The sequence below is a fragment of the Pseudomonas putida W15Oct28 genome (genome assembly GCF_000708715.2).
GTDB classification, from domain to species: domain Bacteria; phylum Pseudomonadota; class Gammaproteobacteria; order Pseudomonadales; family Pseudomonadaceae; genus Aquipseudomonas; species Aquipseudomonas putida_R.
Map to the genome: position 1 here is coordinate 1 of NZ_JENB01000009.1, position 22,126 is coordinate 22,126.

Here is a 22,126-nt window from a genome sequence, read left to right on the forward strand (position 1 = left end):
CCCCAGTTCTGCTACCATGGCGCCCTGCCCGACAGCGACGAGCGCCGAAATGTCCAACCCCCGCCCCACCCTCCCTGAACTGGCCCGCTTCAACCAGCACTTCGCCGAATGCATCGTGCCGTTGTGGCAAGGCCCGGGCTGGAACGCCGACATGGCCCTGCCCTACGAGGCCCTGGACGCCCAGCACCAGCCCTTGCCGGTGCAGCGCTACCGGGCCATGGCCTGCGCACGCCAGCTGTACCTGTTCAGCAGCCGTATCGGGCAACCGGGGGCGGCCGAGCGTGCGGCGGCGTTGTTCCGCTCGCTGCAAAAGCACTTCCACGATGCCGAGCACGGTGGCTGGTTCTACAGTATCGACGCCCAAGGCAAGCCACTGGACCGGCGCAAGGACCTGTACACCCACGCGTTCATCGTCTTTGCCTGCGCGCACTACTGGGGCAAGGTGCGCGAAAGCCTGGTGAAATCCACCCTGAACGCCGCGCTGGGCATCATCGACCAGCAATTCGCCCGTGACGACGGCCTGTACGAAGCCAGCCTGGGCGAAGACTGGGCCGACCTGGGCAGCGGCCCGCTGCAAAACCCGCAGATGCACCTGGCCGAGGCGTTTTTGCAGGTGCTGGCGGTGCGTGACGATGAACATACCCAGCAATCGCTGCTGCAGCTGTGTGAAGCGCTGCAGGCGCACTTCGTCGAACCGGCCCACGGCCTAATGCTGGAAAAGCCACGCGGGGCTGTGGATAACTGGTTCGAGCCGGGGCACCAGTTCGAGTGGTTCTACCTGCTGCACACCTCACCGCTACTGCGTGACACGCCGTTGCATGCGTCCATCGACCGGGCTTTCGGCTTTGCCGAACAGTACGGGGTGAAGGAGGGAGCGGTACTGGCGATGCTGGATGTGGATGGCCGCGTGCTAGATGCCACTCAGCGCATCTGGGCACAGGCGGAGTACCTGCGGGCGCTCGCGTTGCGCGCGGGGAGCGAGGCGAAGCTGGTTGACCAGTTGCAGGCGCTGGAAGCGCGGTTTTTGCGGGAAGCGGGCTGGTATGAGTGCCGGGATGGTGAAGGCAACGTCAGCCGGCATGATATGCCTTCGACCACGCCCTACCATTTAGCGACTTGCCTGGAAGGGTTGCAGCGCCTGAGCTGACGCTTTCGCAGCACAAGGCTGCTCCTACAGGTATTGCGCAGGTTTCAGAGGCACCGCTATCCCTGTAGGAGCAGCCTTGTGCTGCGAATGGGCCGCAAAGCGGCCCCGCTTTCCTGAATCAGCCCTTGACCGAACGGTCGATGGAGAACCCTGCCCAATCCTGGCTCACCGGCATCAGTTCCAGGCTATTGATGTTGATGTGCGCCGGCTGGTTGAGGATCCAGAAGATGGTCTCGGCAATGTCCTGCGGCTGGATCGGCTCGGCACCTGCGTAGGTCGCGTCGTACTTGGCCTGGTCACCGCCGAAACGCACCAGCGAGAACTCGCTCTCGCACAGGCCCGGCTCGATGTTGCTCACGCGTACGCCGGTGCCGCGCAGGTCGCAGCGCAGGCTCAGCGAAAACTGGCCGACGAAGGCCTTGGTGCCGCCATACACGTTGCTGCCCGGGTACGGGTAGTTGCCCGCCACGGAACCTACGTTGAGGATCGACGCACCGCGACCGTGGGCGATCAGCCGTGGCAGCAGCAGGCGGGTGGTGTACATCAGGCCCTTGATGTTGGTGTCGACCATGGTTTCCCAGTCGTCCAGGCTGCAGTTCTGCGCCGCGTCCACACCCAGCGCCAGGCCGGCGTTGTTGACCAGGCCGCGAATCTTTTCGAACCCGGCCGGCAAGCCGGCAATCGCCTGCTCCATGGCCTTGCGGTCACGCACGTCGAGCACCAGGCCGTGCACCTCGGTCTTGCCCGACAACTCGGCACACAGGGCGTCCAGGCGCTCCTTGCGCCGGCCAGTGAGCACCAGCTTCCAGCCAGCTTCGGCAAAGCGGCGGGCGGTGGCCTCGCCGAAACCGGAAGTGGCGCCAGTGATGAATACGGTGGACGTCATGCTCTGTTCCTCACGGTAGGTTGTCATGGCAGCTTTGCAGCATGCCCGCGCCGCGCGCTGTCAGCAAGCCGTTCGGGGCGCTGTTCATTTTTTGTTCATATCCGGCAAACCCTTGCGGCAGAAGGCTCGGCGCCAGCTATGCGCATGTTATCCACAAGGCTTTCCCCACGGATTGGGGGCAACTTGTCCACGGTGCGGAACCCTTTCAGCGATGCGTGGTCGGTGGATATCTTTTCGGTGATGGCGCCAGGCTTTCAAGTATGCCGCCTGCAGCGGTCTGTCCAAGGTTTTTACACAGAGTTATCCACAGGGCTGACTTTGATTTAGGCGCGCTTTCAGGGCTGTGAAAAACTTCGGAAAACCATCCACAAGGCGTATGTGATCAAAAAATGATCGCATCGCTACAGGTCTTGGTATCAAAGGGCTGTAGCGAGATGCCACCATGTTTTCCACAGGCGGTTCCACATTATCCGTGGACAAGATTCAGCCTGTGGAAACAAGGGCTTGCGAGGGTATGTTGACGTGTATCGAGAGGGAGGCGCGCCAAGTTGTCCACATTGAGAATGGGGCCGCTCTGCAGCCCCGAATGCAACTCAGTGCCCGCCGAGATAGGCGTTGCGCACTTCCTCGTTGACCAGCAGCTCTTGCCCGGTCCCGGTCATGCGAATTTCCCCGTTGACCATCACATACGCCCGGTCGGACAGCTTCAACGCATGGTTGGCGTTCTGCTCTACCAGGAAGATGGTCATCCCGGTCTTGGCCAGCTCGCGCAGGGTCGAGAAGATCTGCTTGACCACGATCGGTGCCAGCCCCAGCGAGGGCTCATCCAGCAACAGCAACTTCGGCCGGCTCATCAGCGCCCGGGCAATCGCCAGCATCTGCTGCTCGCCACCGGACATGGTCATGGCCCGCTGGGTACGCCGTTCCTTTAGCCGCGGGAACAGCTCGTACATGCGCTGCATGTCTTCAGCGGCATGCTTGTCGCCGATGGGGATGGTGCCCATCATCAGGTTTTCCTCGACGGTCATGTCGGGGAATACCCGGCGCCCTTCCGGCGACTGGGCGATGCCATTGGAAGCAATGTAGTGCGACGACTTGCGGGTAATGTCGGTGCCGCGATAGACGATATGCCCGGACGCTGCGCGCGGCTGGCCGAAGATCGACATCAGCAGGGTCGACTTGCCGGCACCGTTGGCACCGATCAGGCTGACCGTCTCACCCTCATTGATGTGCATCGAAACCTTTTTCAGCGCCTGGATCGGCCCGTAGAACACGTCCAGGTCCTTCAGTTCGAGAATGGGTGCACTCATACCAGTTCCTCTTCGTCTGCACCCAGGTAGGCGGCGATCACCGTCGGGTTGTGGCGGATTTCCTGCGGCGCGCCTTCGGCAATCACGTTGCCGTGGTCCAGCACCACGATATGGTCGGAAATGCTCATGACCATGCCCATGTCGTGCTCGATCAGCACCACGGTGATGTCATGTTCGTCACGCAGCACACGGATCATGCGGCTTAGGGCCTCGGTTTCCTGAGGGTTCAGGCCCGCCGCCGGTTCGTCCAGGCAGATGATCTTCGGCCGCGTGCACATGGCCCGGGCAATTTCCAGACGGCGCTGCTGGCCGTACGACAGCTCGCCGGCCAGGCGGTTGGCGCAGTCGACCAGGTCGACCACTTCCAGCCAGTAAAACGCATGGTCCAGTGCGTCGCTTTCGGCCTTGCGGTAGGCCTTGGTGTTGAGCACCCCGGCCAGCAGGTTGCGGTTGACCCACATGTGCTGGGCCACCAGCAGGTTCTCTACCACCGACATTTCCTTGAACAGGCGAATGTTCTGGAAGGTGCGCGCCAGGCCTGCGCGGTTGACCAGGTGGGTGCCGCCGAACATCTTGTAGTACATGCGGTTGGCAAAGCGCGCCGGCGACACGAAGTCCGCCGCCTGGAAGCGCTCGCCAAGCAGCTGGATGACGTTGGTGTGGCTGCCGCGCACATTCAGCTCGATGCGCCCGCCACTGGCCTTGTAAAAGCCGGTCAGGCAGTTGAAAACCGTTGTCTTGCCGGCGCCGTTGGGGCCGATCAGGGCGAAGATCTGGTTGCGCCGGACCTTCAGGCTGACATCGCTGAGCGCCTTGATGCCTCCGAACTGCATCATCAGGTTGTCGACAGAGAGAATGATATCGTCGCTCATGGCGCCACTCCTTTACGCGGGGTCACACCGGTACGGCTGATGCGGATCAGCCCGCGCGGTCGCCAGATCATCATCAGCACCATCAGCACGCCAAACAGCAGCACCCGGTACTCAGAGAAGCTGCGCAGCAGCTCCGGTGCCACGGTCAGCACGAACGCTGCGATCACCACACCCACGGTCGAACCCATGCCACCCAGCACGACAATGGCGAGGATCAACGCCGACTCGAAGAAGGTGAATGACGACGGGTTGACGAAGCCCTGGTACGTGGCGAAGAACACCCCGGCCAGGCCAGCCGTGGAGGCACCCAGGGTAAAGGCCGAGAGCTTGACCAGCACGTGGTTCAGGCCCATCGAGCGGCAGGCGATCTCGTCTTCACGCAGCGCTTCCCACGCCCGGCCTACCGGCATGCGGGTAAGGCGGTGCTTGATGTACAGCACGGCCAGCACCACCAGGAACAGCACCGCGTAGATGAACACGAACTTGAGGTTGGGGTTGTAATCGAAGCCGAAGAACTCGTGGATCGGCACCCCGCCATCTTTGGCCCGGCGGCCGAATTCCAGGCCGAAGAAGGTTGGCGAAGGCGCCGGCATGCCGTTGGGGCCACCGGTGAACGACAGCCAGTTGTTCAGCACCAGGCGGATGATCTCGCCAAAGCCCAGGGTCACGATTGCCAGGTAGTCACCGTGCATGCGTAGCACCGGGAAGCCCAGTATGCACCCCGCCAGCGCTGCGGCGATGGCCGCCAGGGGTAGCACACTCCAGAAACCCAGGCCGAGGTACTGGTAACCCAGTGCCAGGCCGTAGGCGCCAATGGCATAGAACGCCACGTAGCCCAGGTCGAGCAGGCCGGCCAGGCCGACCACGATGTTCAGGCCGAGCCCGAGCAACACGTAGATCAGGCCGAGGATGACCACGGTCAGCAGGTACTTGTTGGCGAAGATCGGGAAGACGATGGCAATCACCACCAGCGCCGGGATGATGTAGCGCAAGCGCGACTTGTAATCCGGCGCGTTCACATGCACGCCCGAGCCACCGTTGTCGAAGCCCTGGAGCATGCGCACGCCAGCGGCGGTCTGCAGGTACAGGCTGAGCAGGAAGCGCCCCAGCATTACTCCGCCGACCAGCCAGGCCACCCGGCGCGGCTCGGCGTTGAAGGTGTAGCCGTCGAGCACCACGCCGACGACCGGGCCAAACACAATGAGTGCCAGCAGGCCGGCGACGATGGTCTCCAGCAGGCTGCGTTTAAGGTCGAAACCCTTGGTTTCGGAAGCAGAGGCAGTTTTGGCAACGGACATGTTCACACCTTAGCCACGAGCGGGCGACCCAGCAGGCCTTGTGGGCGGAAGATAAGGATCATCACCAGCAGCGAGAAGCTGAACACGTCCTTGTAGTCGGAGTTGATCAGGCCAGAGAACAGCGACTCGGAAATACCCAGGATGATGCCGCCAAGCATGGCGCCAGGCAGCGAGCCGATACCACCGAGCACTGCGGCGGTAAACGCCTTGATGCCGATGATGAAGCCGGCATAGAAGTCGAAGGTGCCGTAGTTCATGGTGATCAGCACACCGGCCAGGGCGGCCATTACCGCACCGATGACGAACACGTACGAAATCACCCGGTCGGTGTTGATGCCCAGGATCGAGGCCATCTTGCGGTCTTGCTGGGTGGCACGGCACATGCGGCCGAGCTTGGTGTACTTGATCACGTAGGTGAGCAGGCCCATGCCCACGAAAGCGGCAATCAGGATGAAGATCTTGGTGTAGGTCAGTTGCACGAAGCCGGTACCGACTTCGACACGCAAGGCACCTTCAAGCAGGGTCGGCACGCCTTGCTGGCGGGCGCCCTGGCTGATCTGTGCGTAGTTCTGCAGGATCAGCGAGATGCCGATGGCACTGATCAGCGGTGCCAGGCGGGTGGAGTTGCGCAGGGGTTTGTAGGCGATGCGTTCGATGGTGAAGCCATAGACGCCCGTGACGACGACGGTGAACAACAGCGTCCCCAACATCAGTAGCGGGAACGACTCGACGCCGAAATAGGCCAGCAATGCCAGGCTGATTGCCGCGAGGTACGCGGAAATCATATACACCTCGCCGTGCGCGAAGTTGATCATGCCGATGATGCCATAGACCATTGTGTAGCCGATGGCGATCAGGCCATAGACCGACCCGAGGGTCAGGCCGTTGACCAGTTGCTGCAGGAAAATACCATCCATAACGCAATCTCACCTGATTGAGATTGCACGAGCGCCGACCACGGCGCGGGCCACCAATGCGGGGCCCTCGCAGCGCAGAACTGTGCAGATCTACGAATAAAGACAGGTACAGCGGGGCTTGGGCCCGGGCACCAGCCCGGGCCGTGGGCCGTTATTATTTTTGTTTTTCCAGCTGGTGGTATTTACCGTCTTTATCCCACTGGTAGACCACGTAGTCGGACACGGTCAGGTCGCCCTTGCTGTCCCACTTCTTCTCGCCCATGACGGTCTTGACCGGGTTGGCCTTCAGCCACTTGGCTGCGTCTTCGCCCTTGTTCGACTTGGCGCCGTTGAACGCAGCAGCCAGGGCTTCCAGCGAGGCGTAGGCGTACAGGGTGTAGCCTTCAGGCTCGGTACCGTTCTTGCGGAACTCCTCCACGACCGCTTTGCTGTCTGGCAGCAAGCGCGGGTCGGCGCCGAAGGTCATGTACACGCCATCGACGTACTGCTTGCCGCCGGCGGTGGACACCAGTTCGTCGGTGACGATGCCGTCATCGGACATGAACTTGACGTCCTTCAGGCCCTGCTCGCGCAGCTGGCGTACCAGTGGGCCGGCCTCTGGGTGCAGGCCGCCGAAGTAGACCACGTCGGCACCGGTGGAGCGGATCTTGGTAACCACGGCGCTGAAGTCTTTCTCGCCGCGGGTCAGGCCTTCGTACAGCACAGGCTTCACGCCGCGTTTCTCCAGTTGCGCCTTGGTCGCGTCGGCCAGGCCCTGGCCATAGGTGTCCTTGTCGTGCAGCACCGCGACTTTCTTGCCCTTGAGCACGTCGACGATGTAGTCGCCAGCGACGATGCCCTGCTGGTCGTCACGGCCGCACATGCGGAACATGGCGCCCAGGCCGCGTTCGGTCACAGCTGGGTTGGTCGAGCCCGGGGTAATGGCGATGATGCCCGCTTCGTCATACACCTCAGAGGCTGGAATGGTGTTGGAAGAACAGAAGTGGCCCACTACGCCGATGACCTTGTCCTGATCGGCCAGGCGGTTGGCCACGGCCACAGCCTGCTTCGGTTCGCAGGCGTCATCGCCTTTGACCAGGACGATTTTCTCGCCGTTGACGCCACCGGCTGCGTTGATCTTGTCGGCCGCTGCCTGCGCACCTTTCATGTACTGCTCGCCAAACGCCGCGTTTGCCCCGGTCATGGGGCCCGCTACACCGATCTTGACGTCGGCCTGAACATACGAAGAAACACCCAGTGCCGTAGCCACGGCCAGAGCCAGGAAACCTTTCTTGTAAAACGTCTGCGACATGAGGTGGTGCTCCTAGAGTTTTTTTTGGTTGGCACTACAACTTCTCAACCCTGTGCTCAGAGCAAGGGCCGTGCCATAGGTTTTGTCTTCCGGGAAAACACACTGCGCAGGTGCACTGCAGGCGACCGACGGCCTTTTCTTTATTGAGCGTGCAACCGTCTGCCGCGCGGCAGGCGCCACCACACGTACAGACAAGGAGCAACCGCCATGTGCCATCATTGCAACCCTGGCAAGTGTTTACGTGCAACCGCCCTGTAACAGCGGACGTCACCGAAGTGCACACCGCTGGTGCGCGACTGCTACAGGCGGCACCGTTTGAAGGCTAGCCGGTGCACGGAAAAACACCTCTGTTTTGGCTGTTCCGGCCTCTTCGCGGGCTTGCCCCCTCCCACAAGAACTCCGCTGGGCCCAAGGTCAATGCAATACCTGTGGGAGCGGGCGAGCCCGCGAAGAGGCCAGAACAGCCACACAAGATGCAAAGGCTGGCACAATGTGCGCCATTCGCCGCTTCCGGAGCCCCATTGATGAGCGAGAGCGCATTCGCCGAGCGCATCGTGCACAACCTGCTCGACACCGACTTCTACAAACTCACGATGATGCAGGGCGTGCTGCACAACTACCCGGACGCCGACGTCGAATGGGAATTCCGCTGCCGCAACGGCGAGGACCTGCGCCCCTACCTGGGCGAGATCCGCCACCAGCTCGAACTGCTCAGCGAGCTCACCCTGGATGATGGCCAGCTGGCCTTCCTCGAACGCATCAGCTTCCTCAAGCCTGACTTCCTGCGTTTTCTGCGCCTGTTCCGCTTCAACCTGCGCTATGTGCGCATCGGCATTGAAAACGACCAGCTGTTCCTGCGCCTGAAAGGCCCGTGGCTGCATGTGATCCTGTTCGAAGTGCCACTGCTGGCGATCATCAGCGAAGTGCGCAACCGCCAGCTGCACCCGCACATGCGCCTGGCCGAAGCCCGCGACCAGCTGTACCGCAAGTTCGACTGGCTGCGCGCGCATGCCAGCGATGACGAACTGGCCGACCTGCAGGTAGCCGACTTCGGCACCCGTCGGCGCTTTTCCAGCCGTGTGCAGGAAGAGGTGGTGCGGGTGCTGCGCGACGACTTCCCGGCCCGTTTCGTCGGCACCAGCAACGTCGACCTGGCATGGAAACTGGATATCAAGCCGCTGGGTACCATGGCCCATGAATGGATCATGGCCCACCAGCAGCTCGGCCCGCGCCTGATCGACAGCCAGATCGCCGCGCTGGACTGCTGGGTGCGCGAATACCGCGGCCTGCTCGGCATCGCCCTGACCGACTGCATCACCATGGATGCCTTCCTCGGCGATTTCGACTTGTACTTCGCCAAGCTGTTCGACGGCCTGCGCCACGACTCGGGCGAGCCGGTGGCCTGGGCGGAGAAGGCCATTGCCCATTACCAGAATCTGGGTATCGACCCGATGACCAAGACCCTGGTGTTTTCCGATGGCCTCAACCTGACCCGCTCACTGGAGATCTTCCGTGCCCTGCGCGGTCGCATCAACGTCAGCTTTGGCATCGGCACCAACCTGACCTGTGACATACCGGGTGTGGCCCCGATGAACATCGTGCTTAAAATGACCGACTGCAACGGCGCGCCAGTGGCCAAGATTTCGGACGAAGCCGCCAAGACCCAATGCCGTGACGAGAACTTCGTCGCCTACATGCGCCACGTATTCAAAGTCCCCAGCAAGGAGTAACCCATGCAAGCGGTTCAGCAAGAGATTGCCCAGGCGCTGAAGGTACAGCCGCCGTTCGCCGACGCTACCGCGCTCCAGGCCGAAGTCGCCCGGCGCGTGGCGTTCATCAAGGATTGCCTGGCCAACGCCCGGCTCAAGACCCTGGTGCTGGGCATCAGCGGCGGTGTCGACTCGCTGACTGCCGCCTTGCTCGCCCAGCGCGCCGTGAATGAACTGCGCGCCGAAACCGGCGACACGGCATACACCTTCATTGCCGTGCGCCTGCCCTACCAGGTGCAGCATGACGAGCATGACGCCCAGGCGTGCCTGGACGTGATCAAGGCCGATGAAGTGCACACGGTGGATATCGCCCCGGCAGTGCGGGCACTGGCAGCTGAAGTGGTGGAGTTGAAGAACGGCTCGCCGACGCTGGTGGACTTCGTGGTGGGCAACGTCAAGGCGCGCACGCGCATGGTTGCCCAGTACACCATCGCCGGTGCCCGCGCGGGCCTGGTGATCGGTACGGACCACGCCGCCGAGGCAGTAATGGGCTTCTTTACCAAGTTTGGTGATGGTGCCTGCGACCTGGCGCCGCTGAGCGGGCTGGTGAAGAACCAGGTGCGGGCCATTGCGCGCAGCTTTGGCGCACCGGAGTCACTGGTGGAGAAGGTGCCGACTGCAGACCTTGAGGACCTGGAGCCGGGCAAGCCGGACGAAGCGTCCCATGGCGTGACCTACCAGCAGATCGATGCCTTCCTGCATGGGTTGCCGGTTGACCAGGCGGCGTTCGACATCATCGTCGCCACCTACCGCAAGACCCAGCACAAGCGCGAACTGCCGTTCGCCCCATAAAAGCTTCGCGGGCACGCCCGCTCCCACAGGTTAATCACTGCCTTTGAAAACAGTGATTAACCTGTGGGAGCGGGCGTGCCCGCGAATAGGCCCGAGAGGCCTACACAGCTGTCATTACTTGACTACAACCTTGCCTTTCATCATCGAGATGTGGCCCGGGAAGGTGCAGAAGAAGCTGTAGTCACCACCGGCCTCCAGCTTGGAAGTGTCGAACTTCACTTCGGTTTCTTTTTCCGGCGCGCCGATCATCGCGGTGTGGGCGATGATGTTGGCGTTATCTTCTTTCAGATAACCCTTTTCGATGCCTTGGCTCATGCCTTCAGTGGCAATGCCCTGCATGTCGGCAGTCTTGCTGATCACCAGGTTGTGGCCCATGACGTTCTTCGGCAGGTTGCCGGAATGGGTCAGTTTGACGGTGAATTCCTTGCAGCTCTTGTCGACGGTGAATTCTTTGGTGGTGTAGGACATCTGGTCCGTCGATTCGACAGTCACCGAGCATTCGGCTGCAAAGACAGAGGCGCTGGCGAGGGTCAGCAGGGATACCGCTACAGCTTTCGCAAACATCATGAATCTCCTTGGCAGGGTTTTATCAATTGCGAGACTGCCTGAAACCGTCCGGCCCCTTTCTGATATGGGTCAAGGGGGCGTCAAGAGGCCAGCCAGTAGAATTGTTCAATGGATTGTATACAACCAATCTAAGAGCACATCATGCCCTTTTAATAGACGATGGGACAACCTCTCATTTAGGAGCAATACCAAATGCCCATCTCTGCATTTATCAACAGCCTGCTCGCCGCCTATGCCCACGGGGCCACGGGCGCCATCTGCGAATTCTCCCGGCCGGAATGAACACGGCCTTGGAAGCGGCGGGGATGCGCCGTACCCTGTCCGCCTGAGTGACAGGAGATGAGCAATGCCCGTACGTTCCGTTTGTGTGTTCTGCGGCGCCAGCATCGGCGCCAACCCTGCCTACCGTGAAGCAGCCATCGCACTTGGCCAGGCCATTGCGCGCCGCGGCCTGACGCTGGTGTATGGCGGCGGTGCGGTCGGCCTGATGGGCACCGTTGCCGACGCGGCCATGGCGGCCGGTGGCGAAGTGATCGGGATCATCCCCGAAAGCCTAATGAACGCCGAAATCGGCCACAAGGGCCTCAGCCGCCTGGAAGTGGTCGACGGCATGCACGCACGCAAGGCCCGCATGGCCGAGCTGAGCGATGCCTTCATCGCCCTGCCCGGTGGGCTGGGTACGCTGGAAGAATTGTTCGAGGTCTGGACCTGGGGGCAACTGGGCTATCACGCCAAGCCGCTGGGGCTGCTGGATGTGAACGGCTTCTACGAGAAGTTGGGCGGGTTCCTCGACCATATCGTCGAAGAAGGCTTTGTGCGGCCGCAACACCGGGCGATGTTGCTGCTGGGGCAGCAGCCGGACGAGCTGCTGGATGGCATGGACAACTTCGTCGCGCCAGTGGCGCCGAAGTGGGTCGACAAGAAGCCTGACTGACCCCGATCAGCCGGCCGAACACCTAACCTGTGGGAGCGGGCGAGCCCGCGAATGCGTCAGTAAATCCACCATCGCATTCGCGGGCTCGCCCGCTCCCACAGGGTTCTATGTAGCTTTCAAGATCAGCGCGGGATGACCGGCTGACGCGGCTTCTTACCCTTGCCGCCACCGCCCTTCGCCGCTTCCTTGCGTTCCTTGGCCGCCTGCTGGTTACGCGCAAACGCGTCAGCCTTGGCCTTCTCACGCTTGTCCCACGGCTTGCTGCCATCGCTGCCACGCGGTGGCAAGCCGGTGTGCTGGGTCAGGATCTTCTGCTCCTTGCCCACCTTGTGGCTGCCCGCCGGCGTCGAGTTCTTGCGGCGCGCGCTCTGGTACGTGTCCGATTGCGGCTGGTGCAGCGGGATCAGCTGGTGCTTGCCCGGCCCGATCAGGTCGGCGCGGCCCATACGCTCCAGCGCTTCACGCAGCATCGGCCAGCCCTTCGGGTCGTGGTAGCGCAAGAACGCCTTGTGCAGGCGGCGTTGCTCGTCGCTCTTGACGATCTCCACCCCTTCACTCTTGTAAGTCACCTTGCGCAGCGGGTTCTTGCCCGAGTGGTACATGGCCGTGGCCGAGGCCATCGGCGACGGGTAGAACGCCTGCACCTGGTCGGCGCGGAAGCCGTTGCCCTTCAGCCACAGGGCCAGGTTCATCATGTCTTCGTCGGTGGTGCCCGGGTGCGCGGCGATGAAGTACGGGATCAGGTACTGCTCCTTGCCCGCCTCTTTCGAATACTTCTCGAACATACGCTTGAAGCGGTCGTAGGAGCCGATACCCGGCTTCATCATCTTGTCCAGCGGGCCACGCTCGGTGTGCTCCGGGGCAATCTTCAGGTAGCCGCCCACGTGGTGGGTCACCAGCTCCTTGACGTACTCCGGCGACTCCACGGCCAGGTCGTAACGCAGGCCCGAGGCAATCAGGATCTTCTTCACACCTGGCAGGGCACGGGCCTTGCGGTACAGCTCGATCAGCGAGCTGTGGTCGGTGTTGAGGTTTTCGCAGATACCCGGGAACACGCACGACGGCTTGCGGCAGTGCTTCTCGATTTCATGGCTCTTGCAGGCGATGCGGTACATGTTGGCGGTCGGCCCGCCAAGGTCGGAGACCACGCCGGTGAAGCCCGGCACCTTGTCGCGCATCTCTTCGATCTCGTGCAGGATCGACTCGTGCGAGCGGTTCTGGATGATGCGGCCTTCGTGCTCGGTGATCGAGCAGAAGGTGCAGCCACCGAAGCAGCCACGCATGATGTTCACCGAGAAACGGATCATCTCGTAGGCCGGGATGCGCTCCTTGCCATAGGCCGGGTGCGGAATACGGGCGTACGGCATGCCGAACACGTAGTCCATTTCTTCGGTGGTCATAGGGATGGGTGGCGGGTTGAACCACACATCCACTTCGCCGTGCTTCTGCACCAGGGCGCGGGCGTTGCCCGGGTTGGTCTCCAGGTGCAGCACGCGGTTGGCGTGGGCATAGAGCACCGGGTCGTTACGCACTTTTTCGAACGACGGCAGGCGGATTACCGACTTTTCACGCGTCACGCTCGGGCTGTCCAGAATCTGCACGACCTTGGCTTCGTTCGGGTCTTCCTGTTCGCCCTTGGCCTGCTCGATGGCGCAGGCCTGGGTGTCCTGGGTGTTCACGTACGGGTTGATGATCTTCTCGACACGGCCCGGGCGGTCGATACGGGTGGAGTCGATCTCGTACCAGCCTTGCGGGGTATCGCGGCGCACGAAAGCGGTACCGCGGATGTCAGTGATGTTCTCGATCGACTCGCCATTGGACAGGCGCTGGGCCACCTCGACCACCGCGCGTTCGGCGTTGCCGAACAGCAGGATATCGGCGCTGGCATCGATCAGGATCGAGTGACGCACCTTGTCCTGCCAGTAGTCGTAGTGGGCGATGCGGCGCAGCGAAGCCTCGATGCCGCCAAGCACGATCGGCACATGCTTGTAGGCTTCCTTGCAGCGCTGGCTGTACACCAGGCTGGCGCGGTCCGGACGGCTGCCGGCCAGGCCACCAGGGGTGTAGGCGTCGTCGGAACGGATCTTCTTGTCCGCGGTGTAGCGGTTGATCATCGAGTCCATGTTGCCCGCGGCCACGCCGAAGAACAGGTTCGGCTCGCCGAGCTTCATGAAGTCGTCTTTCGACTGCCAGTTCGGCTGGGCAATGATGCCCACACGGAAGCCCTGGGCTTCCAGCAGGCGGCCGATGATGGCCATGCCGAACGACGGATGGTCGACGTAGGCATCACCGGTCACGATGATGATGTCGCAGGAATCCCAGCCGAGCAGATCCATCTCCTGCCTGCTCATCGGCAGGAAAGGTGCTGGCCCGAAGCATTCGGCCCAGTACTTGGGATAGTCGTAGAGTGGTTTGGCTGCTTGCATGTCAGTGACCGGTTCTGGTGTGCAGGGAAATCGCGGGCGCGGAATATAGCACAAATTTTGACCAAATCCGACGATGGTTGTCGGATTCATGGGATGCCAGCGGCTTACTCGTCGTCGTCGAAGTTGTACATGCCCGGTGCGAGGTTCTCGAAGCGGGTGTACTTGCCGATGAATGCCAGGCGGACGAAGCCGATGGGGCCGTTACGCTGTTTGCCGATGATGATTTCGGCAATGCCCTTGTGTTCGGTCTCCGGGTGATACACCTCGTCACGGTAGACGAACATGATCACGTCGGCGTCCTGCTCGATTGCACCGGACTCACGCAAGTCGGAGTTGATCGGGCGCTTGTTTGGCCGTTGCTCAAGGGAGCGGTTCAGCTGTGACAGTGCTACGACCGGGCAGTTGAACTCTTTGGCAAGGGCCTTGAGAGAGCGGGAAATCTCGGAGATTTCATTGGTCCGATTATCACCAGCGGAGCCTGGAATCTGCATCAACTGCAGGTAGTCGACCATGATCAGGCCGATTTCGCCGTGCTCACGCGCCAGGCGGCGAGTCCGCGAACGCATCTCCGAAGGGCTGATACCCGCTGTATCGTCGATGAACAGCTTGCGGTCGTTGAGCAGGTTGACTGCCGAAGTCAGGCGCGGCCAGTCGTCGTCGTCCAGCTGGCCAGAACGCACCTTGGTCTGGTCAATACGACCCAAGGACGAAAGCATACGCATGATCAGCGATTCACCTGGCATCTCGAGGGAGAACACCAGCACAGCCTTGTCGCTGCGCAGCACCGCATTCTCTACCAGGTTCATGGCAAACGTGGTCTTACCCATCGAGGGTCGGCCGGCAACAATGATCAAGTCCGCCGCCTGCAGGCCGCTGGTCTTCTCGTCCAGGTCGGTGTAACCGGTGGAAATACCGGTAATTTCGCTGTCGGAGTTGAACAGCGTATCGATGCGGTCGATGGCCTTGGTCAACAGCTCGTTGACGCCTACCGGGCCGCCGGTCTTGGGCCGCGCCTCGGCAATCTGGAAAATCTGCCGCTCGGCGTCGTCGAGAATTTCCTCGGCGTTGCGCCCCTGGGGGTTGAAGGCATTGTCGGCAATATCGGTGCTGATGCTGATCAGCTGGCGCAGCGTCGCACGCTCGCGAATGATCGCGGCATAGGCTTTGATGTTGGCCACCGATGGCGTGTTCTTGGCCAGCTCCGCCAAGTACGCCAGGCCGCCAACCTGCGTCGAAACGCCTTCCTTGTCCAACTGCTCGTGCAGCGTGACCACGTCGAACGGGTGGTTGAGGTCCACCAGTTTATGGATAGCGCGGTAGATCAGCCGGTGGTCATGCCGGTAGAAATCGCCATCCGACACCTGGTCCAGCACACGCTCCCAGGCGTTGTTGTCCAGCATCAGGCCACCGAGCACAGCCTGTTCGGCCTCGATGGAATGCGGCGGCACCTTCAGGGCTGCGGTTTGCAGGTCAAGCTGTTCGGAGGTGGTGATCTCGTTCATGGCCACGAAAGAATTCTGGAGGACGAAAAAAACAAAGGGCACGGCCTGTATAAAACAGGACCGTGCCCGATGTTAACCGCCTGACTCTCAAGGAGCCAGCCAGTTAGCGCAGCTTAGGCAGCTACGACGACCACGCGTACGGTGGCTTCAACGTCGCTGTGCAGGTGCACGGCTACGTCGTATTCGCCAACCTGACGGATGGTGCCGTTCGGCAGACGAACTTCAGCTTTGGCCACTTCAACGCCGGAGGCGGTCAGGGCGTCAGCGATGTCGTGGGTGCCGATCGAACCGAACAGCTTGCCTTCGTCGCCAGCGGTGGCAGTGATGGTCACTTCCAGCTCGGCCAGTTGGGCAGCGCGGCTTTCAGCCGACGATTTACGGTCAGCAGCTGCTTTTTCCAGCTCGGCGCGACGCTCTTCGAACGCAGCCAGGTTGGCGGCGTTGGCAACGGTGGCCTTGCCGAATGGCAGCAGGAAGTTACGGCCATAACCAGCCTTAACTTTTACTTTGTCGCCCAGGTTGCCCAGGTTAGCGACTTTTTCCAGCAGGATCAGTTCCATTTGGTAAAACCTCTTAACTTTTAACCTTCACCGTTCGCGGAGTCATTCCCCTTGGGGGACTTGCGACCGCGAAAATCAATCAGGCTGTCGACAATGGCCAAAACCACCAGCAACGGATAAATCAGCTGCATGATCAGCGGCAGCGTCACGTACATGCCCACCAGCCAGAAACCGGCCAGTCGGCCCTGTGCCACCAGCCCATGCATCAAAGCGATGCCGGCCAGTACCAGTACCAGGCTCGAAGCCGATGCCAGGATGATGAACTGCGGTCCGATGAACGGAGCCACCACCATCACTGCCACCAAGACCGCCATGGTCTGTTTTGGCAGCTTCAGGGCGCGAAACTCGCGACCGAAGCCTCCAGGGTTGTACAACGCTGCCTGCCAGTAGCGCGCCAGCACCAACGCCAGCACACTGAACAATTGCACCGTCACTGCTGTGGAAGCGACCAGCACAGGGCGGATCAGCTCACCGGAGAGCACGGGTTGCCCCTCGATTTTCGGCATGGCTTCGGCAAACGCCTTGGCCAGCACATCGAAGGTTTGCGCCAGCGCCAGATCGAGCACGAGGCTGAAAGCCACGGCGAACACGGCACTGACCACCAACACCCGGCTCCAGGGATGCTCGGCGCGCAACAGGGCGGCCAGGCTCAGGGCTCCTGCAATCACCAGAAAGGTGATGGGATCGCCCATGACCCACACGGCCAACCCGGCCAGCAGGCCGCCGGCGATGACCGTTGTAGCATCCTTGAAACCACGCCGCAGCAGCACAAAGCTGCATGCAGCGGCACTCAACCAGAACAGCAGCGGCAGTACCGCGCTGATGACCACCACCAGGGTGGCCTGCACACGACCGCGCATGATGAAACTTGCTAACGCTCGCATGCTAATCCCTTACTGCTTGTCGACGACCCGGTCTCAGCGGCCGTGGCTGTCGGTGTAGGGCAGCAGGGCCAGGAAGCGGGCGCGCTTGATAGCGGTAGCCAGCTGACGCTGATAACGAGCTTTGGTACCGGTGATGCGGCTTGGAACGATCTTGCCGGTTTCGGATACGTAAGCTTTCAGGGTGTTGAGATCTTTGAAGTCGATCTCTTTCACGTCTTCAGCAGTGAAGCGGCAGAATTTACGACGACGGAAGAAACGTGCCATTTAATAGGCTCCTCTAAAGGTCCGTGGATTACTCGTCAGCGTTATCGCTGGAGTCGCTGTCATTGCTGTCGTCGCCTTCGGCGGAGTCAGCATGCTCAGGACGCTCACGACGCTCACGGCGCTCGCTGCGGTTTTCTTCAGCCTTCAGCATCTCGGACTGACCGGTAACGGCTTCGTCGCGACGGATGACCAGGTTACGGATAACGGCATCGTTGTAGCGGAAGTTGTCTTCCAGCTCGGCCAGGGCCTTGCCGGTGCACTCAACGTTCAGCATCACGTAGTGAGCCTTGTGAACATTGTTGATTGCGTAGGCCAGTTGACGACGGCCCCAGTCTTCCAGGCGGTGGATTTTGCCACCGTCTTCTTCGATCAGCTTGGTGTAACGCTCAACCATGCCGCCGACTTGCTCGCTCTGGTCCGGGTGAACCAGGAAGATGATTTCGTAATGACGCATGAATGCTCCTTACGGGTTAGTAGTCTGCCAGGGTATCTGGTCAGACAAGGAGTGAATGACACTGTATGTCTTGCACGGAGGGGAGGCACATGAGCGCCTGCCAGCTCGGCAAGGGGCGCAATTGTAGAGAAGGCGTGACGCACAAGCAAGGCAATTGGCGAATATTTGAACAGCCTGAAACATATTCACAGGCTACCGGCCCTTTCGCGGGTAAACCCGCTCCCACAGGGACCCCACTGCCTTGAAAGCCAGTGAAAACCCTGTGGGAGCGGGCTTGCCCGCGAATAGGCCGGTACAGGCCGAAGATCAGCGCTTGGCCTGACGCTGGCGCACGGCCTCGAACAGGCAAACCCCGGTCGCCACCGAAACGTTCAGGCTGCTGACGCTACCGCCCATCGGCAACTTCACCAGGAAGTCACAATGCTCGCGGGTCAACCGGCGCATGCCTTTGCCTTCGGCGCCCATGATCATCACCAGAGGCCCGGTCAGGTCCTGCTGGTAAATCTCCTGCTCAGCCTCGCCGGCGGTACCCACCACCCACAGGCCACGCTGCTGCAACTTCTCCAGCGTGCGCGCCAGGTTGGTCACGGCCACCAGCGGAATCACCTCTGCCGCGCCGCACGCCACCTTGCGCACCACAGGCGTCAGGGTCGCCGACTTGTCCTTGGGCACCAGCACCGCCGTGGCACCGGCCGCATCGGCCGTGCGCAGGCATGCGCCGAGGTTGTGCGGGTCGGTGACACCGTCCAGCACCAGGATCAGCGGCGGCGTTTCGGTGCGCTCGAGCAACTCTTCGAGCATCAACTCGCCCCACACCTGGCTTGGGCTCACCTCGGCGACAACGCCCTGGTGCACGCCTTCAACCCAGGCGTCCATCTCACGGCGCTCGGCCTGGCCAACCTGCACGCGGTTTTCTGCAGCCAGTGCCAGCAGCGTCTGCAGGCGTGGCTCGCTGCGCCCTTCCGACAGCCAGATCTGCTTGACCCGCTTCGGATGGTGCTTCAGCAACGCCTGCACGGCATGCACGCCGTAGATCTTTTCCAGCTGACTCATGACTTGCTCTTGCTCTTGCGTGGCGCACCGGATTTCGGCGGGCCTTTACGGTGCTTGGTCGGCTTGCCGGCGGGCTTGCCACCTTTTTCCGACTTGCTGCTGGCCGAGCCGCCGGTGCGGGCATCGGTCATCAGCGCCTTTTTCATTTCACGGCTCTTGCGCACTTCGGCGTTACGCTGCACGGCGTCTTTCGGGAAATACGCCTCGGAGGTTTCGCTCTTGCGGCTGCGCGGCTTCGGTGTGGCCCTGGCTTCGACTGGTGCCGGCTCGGCCTTGTCGGCTTTGTCGGCAGCCGGCGCGGCGCCGCGCTGCTTGCGGCCGATCGGCGCAGCCAGCGTCTTGTCGGCCACTTCGAAGTCGATCTTGCGCTCGTCCAGGTCAACACGCATGACCTTGACTTCAATCGTGTCGCCCAGGCGGAAGCTGCGCCCGGTGCGCTCACCGGACAGGCGGTGGTGGACCGGGTCGAAGTGGTAGTAGTCGCCCGGCAGCGCACTGACGTGCACCAGGCCTTCCACATAGATATCTGTCAGCTCGACGAACAGGCCGAAACCGGTCACTGCGGTGATCACACCCGGGAAGGTTTCGCCCACGCGATCCTTCATGTACTCGCACTTGAGCCAGTTGACCACGTCACGGGTGGCTTCATCAGCCCGGCGCTCGGTCATCGAGCACTGCTCGCCAAGCTGCTCGAGGGTGTTCTCGTCGTACGGGTAGATGCGCGCCTTGGGGATGCTCATGGCGCCGGCACGCTTGACGTGCGGGGTGTCGACCTTGGAACGGATGATGCTGCGGATGGCGCGGTGCACCAGCAGGTCCGGGTAACGGCGGATCGGCGAGGTGAAGTGGGTGTACGCCTCGTAGTTCAGGCCGAAGTGGCCGTTGTTCTCGGTGCTGTACACGGCCTGGCTCAGCGAGCGCAGCATGACCGTCTGGATCAGGTGGAAGTCCGGGCGCCCGGCGATGCTCGCCAGCAGGGCCTGGTAATCCTTCGGCGACGGGTCCTTGCCCTTGTGCAGGCTCAAGCCCAGCTCGCCAAGGAAGGCGCGGAGTTTTTCCAGGCGCTCCGGCGGCGGGCCGTCATGCACGCGGTACAGTGCCGGCACGCCGTGCTTCTGCAGGAACTCGGCGGTGGCCACGTTGGCCGCCAGCATGCATTCCTCGATCAGCTTGTGGGCCTCGTTGCGCACGGTCGGGCGGATTTCCGCGATCTTGCGCTGGTCACCGAAGATGATGCGGGTTTCCTGGGTTTCGAAGTCGATGGCACCTCGGGCGTGACGGGCATCCAGCAGCACCTTGTACAGGTTGTACAGGTTCTTCAGGTCCGGCACGACGTCCTTGTACTCCTCGCGCAGCGCCTTGCCCTCACGGGTGCGGGCGTGCTCGAGCATGCTGCTGACCTTGTTGTAGGTCAGGCGGGCGTGGGAGTGAATAACGCCTTCGTAGAACTGGTAGTCGACCATCTGGCCGGCTTTGTTCATGGTCATTTCACAGACCATGGCCAAGCGGTCGACGTGCGGGTTCAGCGAGCACAGGCCGTTGGACAGCTCTTCGGGGAGCATCGGCACCACGCGCTCGGGGAAGTACACCGAGTTACCACGCTGCTGGGCCTCGACGTCCAGGGCCGAGCCCAGGCGCACATAGCTCGACACGTCGGCGATGGCCACATACAGGCGCCAGCCACCAGAGAACACGCGCAGCTTGCCCAGCGGTTCACAATAGACAGCGTCATCGAAGTCGCGGGCGTCTTCACCGTCGATGGTGACGAACGGCAGGTGACGCAGGTCGACGCGCTTCTCTTTGTCCTTCTCTTCGACTTCGGAGCGGAACTTGCGCGCTTCCTTGACCACATCTTCGGGCCAGACGTGCGGGATGTCGTAGCTGCGCAGGGCAACGTCGATTTCCATGCCCGGCGCCATGTAGTTGCCGATGACCTCTACCACATCGCCTTGCGGCTGGAACCGCGGGGTTGGCCAGTGGGTGATCTTGATTTCGACGAACTGGCCGATCTTGGCACCACCGTTACGCCCGGCGGTCACCAGCACTTCCTGCTGGATCTTCGGGTTGTCCGGGGTTACGTAGCCGATGCCGCCTTCTTCGAAGTAACGGCCAACCACGCTTTCGTGGGCACGGGAGATGACCTCGACGACCACGCCTTCACGGCGCCCGCGGCGGTCGGTACCGGACACCCGCGCCAGCGCGCGGTCGCCATCGAAGGCCAGGCGCATCTGCGACGGGCTGAGGAACAGGTCATCGCTGCCATCATCGGGGATGAGGAAACCAAACCCATCGCGGTGGCCGGAGATACGGCCGCAGATCAGGTCGAGCTTGTCTACCGGGGCATAAGTGCCGCGCCGGGTATAGATAAGCTGGCCGTCGCGCTCCATGGCACGCAGGCGGCGGCGCAGGGCTTCGATCTGGTCTTCTTCATACAGACCAAACTCTTTCGCCAGCTCCTCGCGCGCAGCGGGCTCGCCACGGTCAGCAAGGCGCTGCAGGATCAGCTCACGGCTGGGAATGGGGTTGTCGTATTTTTCCGCTTCGCGAGCGGCCTCGGGATCGAGGGATTGCCAATCGGCCATCAGAAGGGGTTCACCTTGGGGTATATAGATAGGAATTCTGGCATAGGCCTATTGAAACCGGAAATGTCTGGCTTGGACAGCCCCCACTGCTGTGCTTCCAGAGCAGTAATAGGCCTGTGGAATCAACAAGTTGAATTTTTTGAAATTTTTTTTGATTGGGGGGTTTACAGCCCTTGGGAGCGTCCGTATAGTGCGCACCACAACGACGGACAACCCCGACGTTGTAGTAGAGATGAGCGGCGCTGTAAAGCATCTTGTAATCTCGAATGTGTGCCCAGGTGGCGGAATTGGTAGACGCGCTGGTTTCAGGTATCAGTGACCGCAAGGTCGTGGAAGTTCGAGTCTTCTCCTGGGCACCAAATATTTTCAAGTAATAGATGACCAAGGATCTGTTACTACTGTGTGAAAGCGAACAATAGTCGCCTTCATCAGATGATGCAAAGCTTTGCCCAGGTGGCGGAATTGGTAGACGCGCTGGTTTCAGGTATCAGTGACCGCAAGGTCGTGGAAGTTCGAGTCTTCTCCTGGGCACCATACAAAAACCCACTAGCTTGCTAGTGGGTTTTTTCTTGCCTGCGTTTTTTGCCCTCCCCTCCCTCCCCGTCATCTCTTCCATTG

At 61.5% G+C, this 22,126-nt stretch carries 19 protein-coding genes and 2 tRNA genes; 6 read left to right on the forward strand and 15 right to left on the reverse strand.

The window, feature by feature from the left end; genetic code table 11:
- Positions 1–49: 49 nt before the first annotated feature.
- The gene (locus AK81_RS07910; protein ID WP_043198084.1) at positions 50–1,147 is read left to right on the forward strand and encodes an AGE family epimerase/isomerase; all 1,098 of its coding nucleotides are present in this window, start codon (positions 50–52) and stop codon (positions 1,145–1,147) included.
- A 118-nt stretch (positions 1,148–1,265) separates the two neighbouring features.
- On the opposite strand, the gene AK81_RS07915 is transcribed toward AK81_RS07910, so the two are convergent.
- The 6 genes from AK81_RS07915 to AK81_RS07940 form a co-directional block, all read right to left on the reverse strand.
- The gene (locus tag AK81_RS07915; protein WP_043198086.1) at positions 1,266–2,033 is read right to left on the reverse strand and encodes an SDR family oxidoreductase; all 768 of its coding nucleotides are present in this window, start codon (positions 2,031–2,033) and stop codon (positions 1,266–1,268) included.
- A gap of 593 nt (positions 2,034–2,626) precedes the next feature.
- The gene (locus tag AK81_RS07920; RefSeq protein ID WP_043198088.1) at positions 2,627–3,343 is read right to left on the reverse strand and encodes an ABC transporter ATP-binding protein; all 717 of its coding nucleotides are present in this window, start codon (positions 3,341–3,343) and stop codon (positions 2,627–2,629) included.
- A complete protein-coding gene (locus tag AK81_RS07925; RefSeq protein ID WP_043198089.1) occupies positions 3,340–4,215 on the reverse strand; it encodes an ATP-binding cassette domain-containing protein in 876 nt (291 codons plus the stop codon). Before AK81_RS07925 ends, AK81_RS07920 begins: the two co-directional genes overlap by 4 nt.
- A complete protein-coding gene (gene livM, locus AK81_RS07930) occupies positions 4,212–5,513 on the reverse strand; it encodes a high-affinity branched-chain amino acid ABC transporter permease LivM (protein WP_043198092.1) in 1,302 nt (433 codons plus the stop codon). Before livM ends, AK81_RS07925 begins: the two co-directional genes overlap by 4 nt.
- A 2-nt stretch (positions 5,514–5,515) precedes the next feature.
- Positions 5,516–6,430 carry an ABC transporter permease subunit gene (locus AK81_RS07935; RefSeq protein ID WP_016489422.1) on the reverse strand — a complete coding sequence of 305 codons (915 nt, stop codon included), beginning with the start codon at positions 6,428–6,430 and terminating at the stop codon, positions 5,516–5,518.
- A 154-nt stretch (positions 6,431–6,584) separates the two neighbouring features.
- Positions 6,585–7,721 carry a branched-chain amino acid ABC transporter substrate-binding protein gene (locus AK81_RS07940; protein ID WP_043198094.1) on the reverse strand — a complete coding sequence of 379 codons (1,137 nt, stop codon included), beginning with the start codon at positions 7,719–7,721 and terminating at the stop codon, positions 6,585–6,587.
- Between the two features lie 524 nt (positions 7,722–8,245).
- Here AK81_RS07940 and pncB point away from each other — a divergent pair.
- Positions 8,246–9,451: a nicotinate phosphoribosyltransferase gene (gene pncB / locus AK81_RS07945; RefSeq protein ID WP_043198096.1), complete on the forward strand. Its 1,206-nt coding sequence runs from the start codon at positions 8,246–8,248 to the stop codon at positions 9,449–9,451.
- A gap of 3 nt (positions 9,452–9,454) precedes the next feature.
- Positions 9,455–10,282: an ammonia-dependent NAD(+) synthetase gene (nadE, locus tag AK81_RS07950; RefSeq protein WP_043198098.1), complete on the forward strand. Its 828-nt coding sequence runs from the start codon at positions 9,455–9,457 to the stop codon at positions 10,280–10,282.
- 114 nt (positions 10,283–10,396) lie between these two features.
- Here nadE and azu read toward each other — a convergent pair whose 3' ends face one another.
- Entirely contained in the window at positions 10,397–10,846 is a 450-nt protein-coding gene (gene azu / locus AK81_RS07955; RefSeq protein WP_043198099.1) for an azurin, read from the reverse strand.
- A 349-nt stretch (positions 10,847–11,195) separates the two neighbouring features.
- Between azu and AK81_RS07960 the strand changes: the two genes are divergently transcribed.
- Positions 11,196–11,783: a TIGR00730 family Rossman fold protein gene (locus AK81_RS07960; RefSeq protein ID WP_043198102.1), complete on the forward strand. Its 588-nt coding sequence runs from the start codon at positions 11,196–11,198 to the stop codon at positions 11,781–11,783.
- A gap of 122 nt (positions 11,784–11,905) precedes the next feature.
- Here the strand turns inward: AK81_RS07960 and AK81_RS07965 are convergent, their stop codons facing one another.
- From AK81_RS07965 to rnr, 8 genes are all read right to left on the reverse strand, one after another.
- Positions 11,906–14,209, reverse strand: coding sequence for a YgiQ family radical SAM protein (locus tag AK81_RS07965; protein WP_043198103.1), 2,304 nt, complete (start codon positions 14,207–14,209; stop codon positions 11,906–11,908).
- A gap of 104 nt (positions 14,210–14,313) precedes the next feature.
- Complete coding sequence (gene dnaB, locus AK81_RS07970; RefSeq protein ID WP_043198308.1) at positions 14,314–15,711, reverse strand: replicative DNA helicase; 1,398 nt, start codon at positions 15,709–15,711, stop codon at positions 14,314–14,316.
- A 113-nt stretch (positions 15,712–15,824) separates the two neighbouring features.
- Positions 15,825–16,271, reverse strand: a complete 447-nt coding sequence (gene rplI / locus AK81_RS07975; protein WP_012316464.1) for a 50S ribosomal protein L9 — start codon at positions 16,269–16,271, stop codon at positions 15,825–15,827.
- Positions 16,272–16,291: 20 nt separating this feature from the next.
- A complete protein-coding gene (locus tag AK81_RS07980; protein ID WP_043198105.1) occupies positions 16,292–17,155 on the reverse strand; it encodes a hypothetical protein in 864 nt (287 codons plus the stop codon).
- Positions 17,156–17,188: 33 nt separating this feature from the next.
- Positions 17,189–17,419: a 30S ribosomal protein S18 gene (rpsR, locus tag AK81_RS07985; protein WP_003249563.1), complete on the reverse strand. Its 231-nt coding sequence runs from the start codon at positions 17,417–17,419 to the stop codon at positions 17,189–17,191.
- Between the two features lie 28 nt (positions 17,420–17,447).
- Positions 17,448–17,873, reverse strand: coding sequence for a 30S ribosomal protein S6 (rpsF, locus tag AK81_RS07990; RefSeq protein WP_003249557.1), 426 nt, complete (start codon positions 17,871–17,873; stop codon positions 17,448–17,450).
- Between the two features lie 306 nt (positions 17,874–18,179).
- Positions 18,180–18,926: a 23S rRNA (guanosine(2251)-2'-O)-methyltransferase RlmB gene (gene rlmB / locus AK81_RS07995; protein WP_016501874.1), complete on the reverse strand. Its 747-nt coding sequence runs from the start codon at positions 18,924–18,926 to the stop codon at positions 18,180–18,182.
- Entirely contained in the window at positions 18,923–21,508 is a 2,586-nt protein-coding gene (rnr, locus tag AK81_RS08000; RefSeq protein ID WP_043198108.1) for a ribonuclease R, read from the reverse strand. Before rnr ends, rlmB begins: the two co-directional genes overlap by 4 nt.
- A 272-nt stretch (positions 21,509–21,780) precedes the next feature.
- Here rnr and AK81_RS08005 point away from each other — a divergent pair.
- Together AK81_RS08005 and AK81_RS08010 are read left to right on the forward strand one after the other, a co-directional pair.
- Positions 21,781–21,867: transfer RNA gene (locus AK81_RS08005), tRNA-Leu, on the forward strand.
- A gap of 88 nt (positions 21,868–21,955) precedes the next feature.
- Positions 21,956–22,042: transfer RNA gene (locus AK81_RS08010), tRNA-Leu, on the forward strand.
- Positions 22,043–22,126 lie beyond the last annotated feature (84 nt).